The organism is Limosilactobacillus caviae (assembly GCF_014635905.1).
Taxonomy (GTDB): Bacteria; Bacillota; Bacilli; order Lactobacillales; family Lactobacillaceae; genus Limosilactobacillus; species Limosilactobacillus caviae.
On record NZ_BMDS01000001.1, the window covers coordinates 600,564 to 611,280 of the forward strand.

A 10,717-nucleotide genomic window follows, 5' to 3' on the forward strand; every position below is an offset into this window, starting at 1 on the left:
GAATATGAATCGGATTTTCAACAATGTTAACAAAGTTACAGATCTTTCTCCCTTAAGCAATTGGAAGACTAGCAGTTTACAAAACCTCAACACTGCATTTGCTAATAATAGTTTTACGAACTTACAAGGTCTAGAAAATTGGGATGTAAGTCATGTAACTGACATGGGCGTCATTTTTATGAGTGATGCTAATTTGATTGACATTAGTGCCTTAGCTAATTGGGATACTAGCAGTGTGACTGATCTGAATAGGGCATTTAATGTTAACCAGGCTCTAACTAGCCTGCATGGTTTGGAAAACTGGAATACCAGTAAGGTAACTAATCTTGAAGCAACTTTTGCCAATGAAGGATCATTGGTTGATGCAAGTGCGATTGCTAACTGGGACACTAGCAAGGTTACCGATATGTCGGTTTTGTTTGCTGGTTCATCGGCTCAGTATGTTGATTTTTCTAACTGGGACTTTAGTAAGGTAACGAGTGCATCGAATGTCATAAATAATACTAAGTCAGTCGTTTATCTCGGTAATAACTCCACACTTACTGCTGATAAGTTAAACACTTTGGGTATTGTCAATGGTGGCTTTACTCAGCCAATCATTTTAGCTAGTGGTAATCTCTACACTCTTTTATCCAATAAAAACAATAATACACATAATATTACTATTAATAATGCAGATAGTGGGCAAAGTACAACCATTTCGTTCCCTGTTATTTATGATGCAGCTGCCGCAAGTAACATGACGGATGCCATTAATAGTTACAAAGATATGGTTGATCAAAAGCTTGAAGATTATGTTACTGAACATAACTATGTATTAAAGAGAGTTTCAACTGACTCTGTTGATGATGTAACAGGTCACAATAATCACTTGGTTAACTATGCGACTGCTACCTACCAAGTTGTTACTCTTCCCGCAGATCAAAAGAAAGATATTCAGATTCAGGATAAAACTGTCTATAAAGGTACGACTTTAACAGCTAAAGATTTAGTTGCTAATGTTGCTGATTTTCCAGCAGATACTACATTTGAATTTGCTGATAATAGTGAACCAAATTGGAATCAAGTAGGAACATATAATGTTAAAGTTATTGCAACTTATCCAGTTTCTGTGAATGGCCAGCAATACACTGCCGTAACTGCTCCCGCTACTGCTAATGTTACTGTTACTCAACAAATGCAGTTTACGATCACTTACTGGGATGATACGGACAATAAGGAAATTGTACAATTTGATATTCAAAATGCTGACAATGGTGGATATAGTAATAATCTTAGGTTTCCAGCAGGCGTAGATACAGGGAAATATCAATCTGTTGGTATAACTGGGGTGCCAGCTGGGGTAACTATTGATGGTAGTTATCAAGTACCGTTTACAGATCCAAGTTGTAATTGGGCTGTGCCAAATTATAAGTGGGATGCTGAGGCAGCTCCTTCATTATTTGATGCGAATATTACAATTCACTTAGTTCATAGAACTCAAGATATAACAAATACTGATCCAGACGCACAAGAAACACGAACAGTGACAGCTGATTTCGTTAAGATTAATGAAAATGGCACTCCTGAAGATACGCCTTTTGATTCAGCAACTTTAGATGTTTATTATATTCGCCAAGCTACTAAAGATCTAGTAATTGGTAAAGTCACTTATGGCGATTGGAAATTAAACACAAGTAAGGGTACTAATGGTCTCCAAGTGGCCAGTGGATCTTGGATTTTGCCAACAGATAGTAATGCAGATGTTACTGTGAATGCACCGGAAGCTCCGGCTGGTTACGTTAAAGTTGATACACAAACTGATGGGCAATTAACTACTAACTTTGGTACGACAGCTAATATCAGCAGTAAATTAACAACTTACTATGTACCTAAATTATTAGTAGAAAAAACCATCAATCGTGTAATTAACATCACGATGCCTAATAATCCAGGGACCCCATCAATTACTCAAACCACAACACAATCAGCTAAGATTACTAGACCTGTGAAAGTAAATGCTGATGACAGTGGTGTAGTGTTTGATGGCTTTTCTGGAAGCGGCTGGACGACAGGTGAATGGCCACGATATAACACTATATCCTTAGGAAACGATTATACGAGAATTATTAAACAAATAGTTACTAATCCTGATGGTAGGACTACTGAAACTACATTAAATATTATTTATCCTAGACCTATTCCAAGCCAGAAAGTTACTATTGATACTCTTCCGACCGTGATAAACGTAACTTTTACGGCAACGTCAAAGGCAACTTTGTCCGGCACAAACCAATCAATATATACTGGTAATCCAATTACTGTTAATGACCTTAATAATGGAGATGGTGATGATTCACTTTTGGTTCTTATTACAGGACCTGTGTCTAATGTCTATAACTTACAAGCAGGCGACGTAGAATTTTCATCTGACGATGGCAAAACATGGTCAACTAAAATGCCAACTAATGCTGGTACTTATGAGTTACGCTGGACGGATCAAGGCAGACAAAACGTTATAAAAACATGTGGTAATAACAGTATTAAATGGGAAAAGAACGGTAAGTCAACTATTACTGGTACTGCCACTTATATTATTACTCCCGCACCAACTACCTCGACTTTAAGCAACCAGACAACGGGAAATTACACTAAGGTTTATGATGGTCAACCTACGACTGGTATTGACGCTTCAAAATTCAAATTTACTACTTACTTTGACAATCGCGAAGTTGTTTTAAATACGACTGGACTTACTAGTGATAGCTATGAGTGGGTAGATGCAAGCGGAAATCCGATCAGTAATCCTGAAAATGTCGGCACTTACTATGTAAAACTTAAAGATTCTGCACTAGCTACTTTAGAAAAAGATAATCCTAATTTCACTTTAACTAATACGGGATTAGCTGTTTATACCATTACTCAAGCTCAAGCAGGCGGTGTATTGGGTGGCTCTAATTCACGTCTATACAACGGTCAAACTATTACAACTGCTGAAGTAAATAGTAATGGTCAAATTAGAGTAACAGTAAACTTTCCAGGTGTTACTGATGCTAACGAGACTTATATTCTTAAAGATGGTGACTACACTTGGAATAGTGGTTCGGCACCAAGTAACGTTGGCTCCTACACAATTACGTTGACACCTACTGGTATTTCTAATATTGAAAAGTACATTCTTAGTTTAGCAGGCCATGGTCAAAATAATACTTCAAATGTAGTATTTGCGGATAATGCCTTTACTGGGAGTGCTAGTTACAATATTGACAAGGCTCAAGCTACTGCGACAATTGGTGGCAATTACGAGCGCCCATATAATGGTCAAGTTATTCAGGGGACAACGGTCTATGGAAAAATTACCTGGACTGCTCATGATACAACCAATGATGTTGATTTCACTTTAAATCATGATCTGTCTGCTAATGATTATGCTTGGTACACCAAGAGTGGGGATCAATATGTCAAATTTGAGGGTCAACCAGTTAATGTTGGTACTTACTACTTGATTTTGAACAAGGATTATATTGATAAATTAAATAAAGAAAATCCAAATTATAACTTTACTGATATTAATGGTGCCTTCACTTATGTAATTAATAAGGTAACGGCAACTCTTAATATTTCTGGTAGCCAAAGTAATGAATATAATGGTCAACCTGTCACGATTGACTACAAGAATTTCCCATTATCTATTACAACTAATAATGGAGTAACTATCGCTCTTCCAGAAAATGTAAACTTAAGTGCGGATGATATTGTAATTACTAATACAGCAGGAGAAGTAGTTTCACAACCAACTGCTATTGGCACTTATACGATTTCCTTAACTGATAATGGTTTGAAGAAATTTGAATCACAAACTGACAATTATAATTGGAATAAGGCTGGTTTTGGTACTTTGTCAATTACTAGAAATGCCAATGTTTCAGTAGCTCTTTCTGGTAATGAAAATATTGTTTACACTGGCTCTACAGCTGTGATTGATCCAGTCAACTTTAAGATTGAATTGGGTAACGGTCTAACTTATCAGTTACAAGCTGGTGATTTACAGTTTGTTAATACTACAGCAGGTGCTAATACCAACGTGGGCACTTATGAGGTTGAATTATCTGACCAGGGTCGTGCAAATATTGCCAAAGTTCAGGCTGATAACTATGGCTATGACTTTAGTAAGGCTGGCTTTGGAACAGTAACTATTACTAAAGCTATTCCAAGTGCATCCTTCAGAGGAACGGCTGAAAAGATTTATGATGGAACGCCAATAAATGGTTATACTCCAATAGTTACAATTACAGCTCCTGGAAATAATTCACTAACTTTAACCACTGGTGATTTTGAATGGGTTAAGGATGGAAAAACTTATACCACTGCGCCAAGTGACGTAGGTACTTATACAGTTCAATTAACACAAACTGGAATTAATAAAGTTAAAGCAGTAAATGCTAATAATTTAGACTGGTCAAATGTTCAAGTTACTGGTAGTGGTACATATACCATTAAACCAGCGAATGCTTTAATTACTTTACCAAATACTAGTGCTCAAACCATTACTTGGACAGGTAAACCAGCAACCATTAAACCAGCTGACTTTATTCCAGAAATCACCACTAATAATCCAAATGAAGGGACAATTACTTTACCAAGTACTTTGCAATTAACTGCAAGTGATTACGAATTCTTACAAGATGGGAAGGTAATTTCTGCACCAAGTGAGATTGGAACTTACCAAGTTCGTTTAACACAAGCTGGCTGGCAAAAAGTTCAAGATTCGATTACTGGAAATACCAACTACACTTGGAACTATCAAGGTGAAGGTAATTATCATATCGAAAAGGCAACGGCAACTATTACTCTTGAAGGTGCAGGCTCAACAATTTATACCGGCAATCCAGTAGTAATTTCAAATACTAATGGAGTTGTTAACGGTATTAGTGTGAAATTATCAAATGGCCAAACCTACTCATTAAAGCCTGAGGATCTTGAATTTGTAGATAGCCAAGGTAATCAAGTTGCGGTGCCAACTAATGCTGGCAGTTACAAGGTAAAATTAACTAATACGGCTTTAGGTCAAATTCGGAATCTTGAAAGTAATCATTATAACTATACTTACAATAATGATGCGGTAGACTTTACAGTTGAAAAAGCTACAGCAGAAGTTGGGGTGATTGGTACTCAAAATAGTACTTATACAGGTAAGGTAGTGGACTTAAGCACTGGTAATTTCCAAGTTGTAATTATTACTAACAATGGGCAACCATTGAATTACAGCTTACAAGCTGGTGACTTAATGACGACTGTTCCAACTCCAACTGATGCTACTAATTATGATGTATACTTGTCTGCCCAAGGTAAAAAGAATTTAGAAGCTATTAATAGTAACTATGATTGGACATTTACTAATACACCAGCATTATTAAGCATTACTCCTGCAGAATTAACGGTAGGAATTGTGGGAACTGCTTCAAGTGTATACGATGGCAATCCAGTTAAAATTACTAATCAAGATCAAATAAAGAATCTAAAACTTCGCTGGGGTGGCTATGATAGTGCGCCTGACGGAGTGAAATTTACTCTTCAACCGTCAGATGTAGTAATTAATGGTGGAGCTGACGCGATTGAAACTGGTAAATATTCAATCACGTTGAGTGCAGCAGCCATTAACCGTTTGAACCAAGAGAATCCAAATTATGATATTACTCAGTCAACTAAAGATTTGGCTCAATACATTATTTATGCTCGTAAAGGGCGCATTACCTTAAGTGGAACTCAAACCACGCCATATGGTCGTCAAGTGGTAATTGATCCAACTAAATTTACAATTGCTTTAACTGATACTATGAATGGGAAAGATATTCTTTATCCAACACCATTATCAGTAGGTGATTTACAATTTAAGGATACCCAATATTCTGATAATAATTTACCAACGCAGGTAGGTAATTATGAGTTAGTGCCAACTCAAAAACTTTATGATGCTTTAAAAAAATACTATCCAAATTATGATTTTGGTGATAATAAATCAGAAGAATTTGTTGCAACTGACGGCACTATAAGTAACGAAAATTCAGATATTACGTCTGATTCCGACAATACAGACGTTGATAAGCAACATACAAAAGGGGCTAACTATGTAATTACGCCAGTTGATGCTTATATTTCTTTAAATGGTAGTGAAAGTGTTCGCTACACTGGTGAGGATCAGCCAATTGATTACAGTAAGTACTCTGTTTCAATTTCAGGATTAGTAAATAAAGATAACTATAGCTATACTTTACAAGCTGGTGATCTTGAATTTGTAGGAACTACGCCAAATGAAGTTGGTAATTATCAAGTTAAGTTAACTAATCAAGCGCTGGAAAACATTAGAAAATTAAATAGTTTGGATTACAACTGGTTACTTTCAGATGATGCCAATACAGCACCGTTTGATGTAATTCAAATGCCTGTAACCATTACTGTAAGTGATAAAACTACCGTGCCGACTATTATTTACGGTGAAGCTACTACTTTAAATCCAAATGATTACACGATTAGTGTTGAAACAGCTGATGGTAAGACTTTATCCTATACTCCTGCTGCCGGTGACTTCCAATTTGAAAATGGAACTCCAACTAGCATTGGCACATTTGAGGTTATCCTTTCTAACCAAGGATTGCGGAATATTGAAAAGCACTTTGGAACAAAGAATTACACTTATACTTCAACAGGTAATGGGAGCTTTATTATTAAAAAAGCTTCTGCTGGAATTCGGATTGTTTCAAATGGTTCAGATAGTATGGCTTATAATGGTGAATCACCTAACTTGAATGTAGATAATTACAAGTTAGAAATCACCACTAATAATGATCAAACTATTAATATTCCACTTACTGCTGGTGATGTAATCTTTAGTGCTGACTCAACTCCAGTAGATGCAGGCAGTTATAACGTTACTTTAAGTCAAAAGGCTCTTGATAAGATTAAACAAGACTATCCAAATTATGATTGGAGTAATCCTGTTGCGGGTACTTACACCATTACTAAAGCTAGTGCTGATGTAACCACTTCAGGTTCATATGAAGTGGTTTACAATGGTCAAACTCCTGTAATTAATGTTGATAAGATTACTAATAACATCGCAACTAACAATGGCGTAAATCTTATGGCACCTACTTTATCTGTCGATGACTATGAGTGGGTTGATGAAACTGGTAAAGTGATTGGTAAACCAATAAATGTAGGTACTTATTACTTAAAGCTTAAGGACTCTAGTCAAAGTAAAATTGCTACTAACAATAATTACATTTGGAGTTTCAATGGTTTAGCTAGTGTCACAATTAGTAAAGCGAATGCAACAATTAGCTTTAATGGCAATCAAGAAACTCCTTATACAGGAAGTGCAGTGACATTAGATCCTGATAAATTTGAAGTTAAACTTTCTAATGGTCAAACATATAACTTAACTGATAAAGATATTCAAGTTGTTGGAAATCCAGTAAATGTAGGTACTTACCAAGTTGAATTAAGTCAAACTGGAATTGATGCAATCAAAGCAGCTGATAGTAACTATAACTACAGCTATGACGGCAGTCAGGGATTATTAGTAATTATTCCTGCTAAGACGAATGCAACAATAAGTGGTTCTCAAACTACTAAAGATTTAGAACTTGATCCTCGTAATTATTCAGTTGTTGTGGTGTTAAATGGACAACAACAAAATATTACTGGATTAACGGTAAATGATTTTGTATTCAGTAAAGATGGTCATCCAGCTCAATTAACTGAAGCTGGGACTTATGATGTTGAGCTTAGTGGAGATGTAATCAATAAGATTCGTCATGAAAATCCAAATTACAATATTGACTTTAGTTCAACAGCAATATTTACTTTGGAAAATAGTAGCCAAACTATTAACTACGTAGATGCTGATAATAATGTAATTAGTTCAGTTAATATTGATGGTCATATAAAGGGAACAAAACTTCCATTTACTCCTGAAATTCTAGTAGGTTGGGTAGCAAGTGATCCAAGTAATGTACCTACTGAAATCATTGTTGATAATGGGACTACTTTAATTATGATTAAGCATGGAACAACCAATGTTGACCATAATAATCCAGTTCCAGCAGGGGAAAAGACGCCAACGGGTAAAGAAATTGATGGAGCACATGAAAATGAGTTGAACCAAGCAATTACTCGGACGATCAATGTAATTAACCCAGATGGAACTAAGAGTACAGAAGTTCAAACTGCGAAGATCTACCGTGACGCAAGTTACGATGATGTAACGGGCAAAGTAGCTTATGGAGAATGGTCAACTGCAAGCTGGAAAGAATTTATTCCAGCAGAAGTCAAGGGCTACACCGCAAGTGAAGAAGTAATTCCAGCAGTTGAAGTTAAGAATGGTCAAAAAGATGAGATTATCGAGGTTACTTACACAGCGAATGAACAAAGCGGTATTATTTCTTACCAAGACAAAGAAGGCAACGAAATAAGTACCAGTCCGCTTAGCGGAAAGACTGGAGAAGCAGTAGCAGTTAAACCAGAAATTCCGGCAGGCTGGCAACTAGTTCCAAGTCAAGAAGTTCCAAAGACTGTCATAGCAACAGCAAAGGGTATTCCAACTGTAGTAATCCAGGTTAAGCATGGAACAACTATTGTTACTCCGGAAACTCCTACGACTGATATTCCAACAGGCAAAGTTCCAGGTAATCCATCCAAGAATTATCCAACAATGGAACAACTAACGGTTACACCAACACGGACAATCAATATTAAATATCCAAGTGGCGAAGAACAGTCGATTCCACAAAAAGTTACATTTACTCGGACAGCGATTTTTGATGAAGTAACAGGTGAAATTAAGTACACTGAATGGCGTTCTCAAGGTTCTTCACAATGGGCTAATTACCAACCTGTTACTGTTACGGGCTATGTACCTAGTCAAAAGATCGTTTCAGCAATGACGGTAAATGCTGATACGCCAAATGAAACGGTTAACATCACGTATGATAAGGTACCGGTCCCACAGGAAGGACAAGAGATTATTAGTTACCAAGATGCCAATGATCAAATAATTCATACACAGACTATTACTGGAGAAGAGAACAGTGATGTTTCCTTCAAGCCAGAAGTTCCGACTAATTGGCAGGTAGTTGGAAAACTTCCTCAGTCAGTGAAGATTACTGGCGGGACAACTGTTATTGTTATTGAGCCAGCTACTACTCTGATTCAAGAGCGTAAAGTGGTAAAGCGGATAATTATTGAGCATTTGCCGAGTGGTGATAAACAAACCGTTCAGAAAGTTGTTTTAACAGGAATTGGCACAAAGAATCTCGTTACTGGAGAAGTTATTGACATTAAATGGGAAAATAGTAAATTTGTGGCCTTTACACCAGAAACGGTTGCTGGCTATACCCCTAGTCAAGGTATTGTTGCCGCTCAAACCGTCACGGGTACAACTACAGATGAAACAATTGATATTACCTATACGCCTGATGAACAGACTGGATTTATTATTTATCGGGATGAAAATGGTAGTGATATTAGTCAAACTGCTCTCCAGGGTAAAACTGGTGAGACGGTTGTGGTGAATTTGGCTGTGCCAGCAGGATGGCAACTTGTACCGGGACAATTAATCCCAACAACAGTTATTGCAAATGATAAGGATATCCCCGATGTTATCGTTTTGATTGAGCATCAGGTGACCATTGTTAAGCCAGGAGAAGAAGCGCCAACAGGAAAAGTTCCGGGTAATCCATCAACTACTTATGAAAAGATGGAATCCCTAACAAAAGAGGTAACACGGATCATTACTATTAAGTTACCTGATGGACAACGACGGGTAATTACTCAAACGGTTAAATTTATACGGACTGCAACATTTGATGCGGTTACTGGCAAGGTAACTTATAGTGGTTGGCAAGCTAATGGTAGTACTGAATGGCCAACATATTCTGTGCCGGAAATTGATGGTTATATAGCTAGTCAGACTACTGTGCCAACTGAAATGGTTGTTCCTAGTGATCAAAACAAAAATATTGAAATTGAATACGCCAAGGATAATCGACCATCAGAACCTATTAAACCAGTAATGCCAATTACTCCTGAACAACCGACTAATCCTAGTCAACCGTTAACTCCAATTCAATCGACTGAACCATCAGTACCTACTAAATCAGTAGCACCAACAAGTAATGGTGATAAGCAGGTAACTGATGATCAGCCGAAAAATAAACCAGTTGAACAGGTAATCCAACATGTTACAAATCAACACTTTGCCTCACGTCGATTAGTTCAGATTCCAATAAAAGGAAAATCAAAAGCTAATGTTCTTCCCCAAACTGGTAATGATCAAAATAATAATTCTTTATTTGGTTTTGCCTTTGCAACCCTTGCAGGTATCTTTGGTTTAGCTGGGATGCAGAAGAAAAAGCGTGAGAAATAGTATTTTAATTTTAACTAAGAGCGATAACAAGCTAAACAAGTGAGTAGGAATTAACCTTCTCGACAGGGCTTATGGCTAACTTAGAACGATAACGGACACAGCTAGCGTTCGTAGTTAGACACTAGCTCTGTAGTTATTTCGCATGTTATCTTTATAATAATAGTTAAGAACTAACAAAAGGCTGGTGAGAAAAATAACTTTTTCTCCCAGCCTTTTGTTTTTATTTTGGTGAAATTAAGAAGGAAAATAAATAAATTATTAATGTAAAAAGTATGAATTTAGCTCAGAGTTAGATTTTTAGTTCCTTATCAA

Annotated in this window: 1 protein-coding gene; it reads left to right on the forward strand. The window is 36.7% G+C overall.

From position 1 onward, the window contains the following. Nucleotides 1–4 precede the first annotated feature (4 nt). The gene (locus IEU90_RS02640; RefSeq protein ID WP_229723550.1) at nt 5–10,405 is read left to right on the forward strand and encodes an MBG domain-containing protein; all 10,401 of its coding nucleotides are present in this window, start codon (nt 5–7) and stop codon (nt 10,403–10,405) included. Nucleotides 10,406–10,717: the final 312 nt, after the last annotated feature.

What these genes read in the sequence shown, in the direction of transcription:
- IEU90_RS02640 (WP_229723550.1), top strand. Translation starts at nt 5, where the DNA reads ATGAATCGGATTTTCAACAATGTTAACAAAGTTACAGATCTTTCTCCC.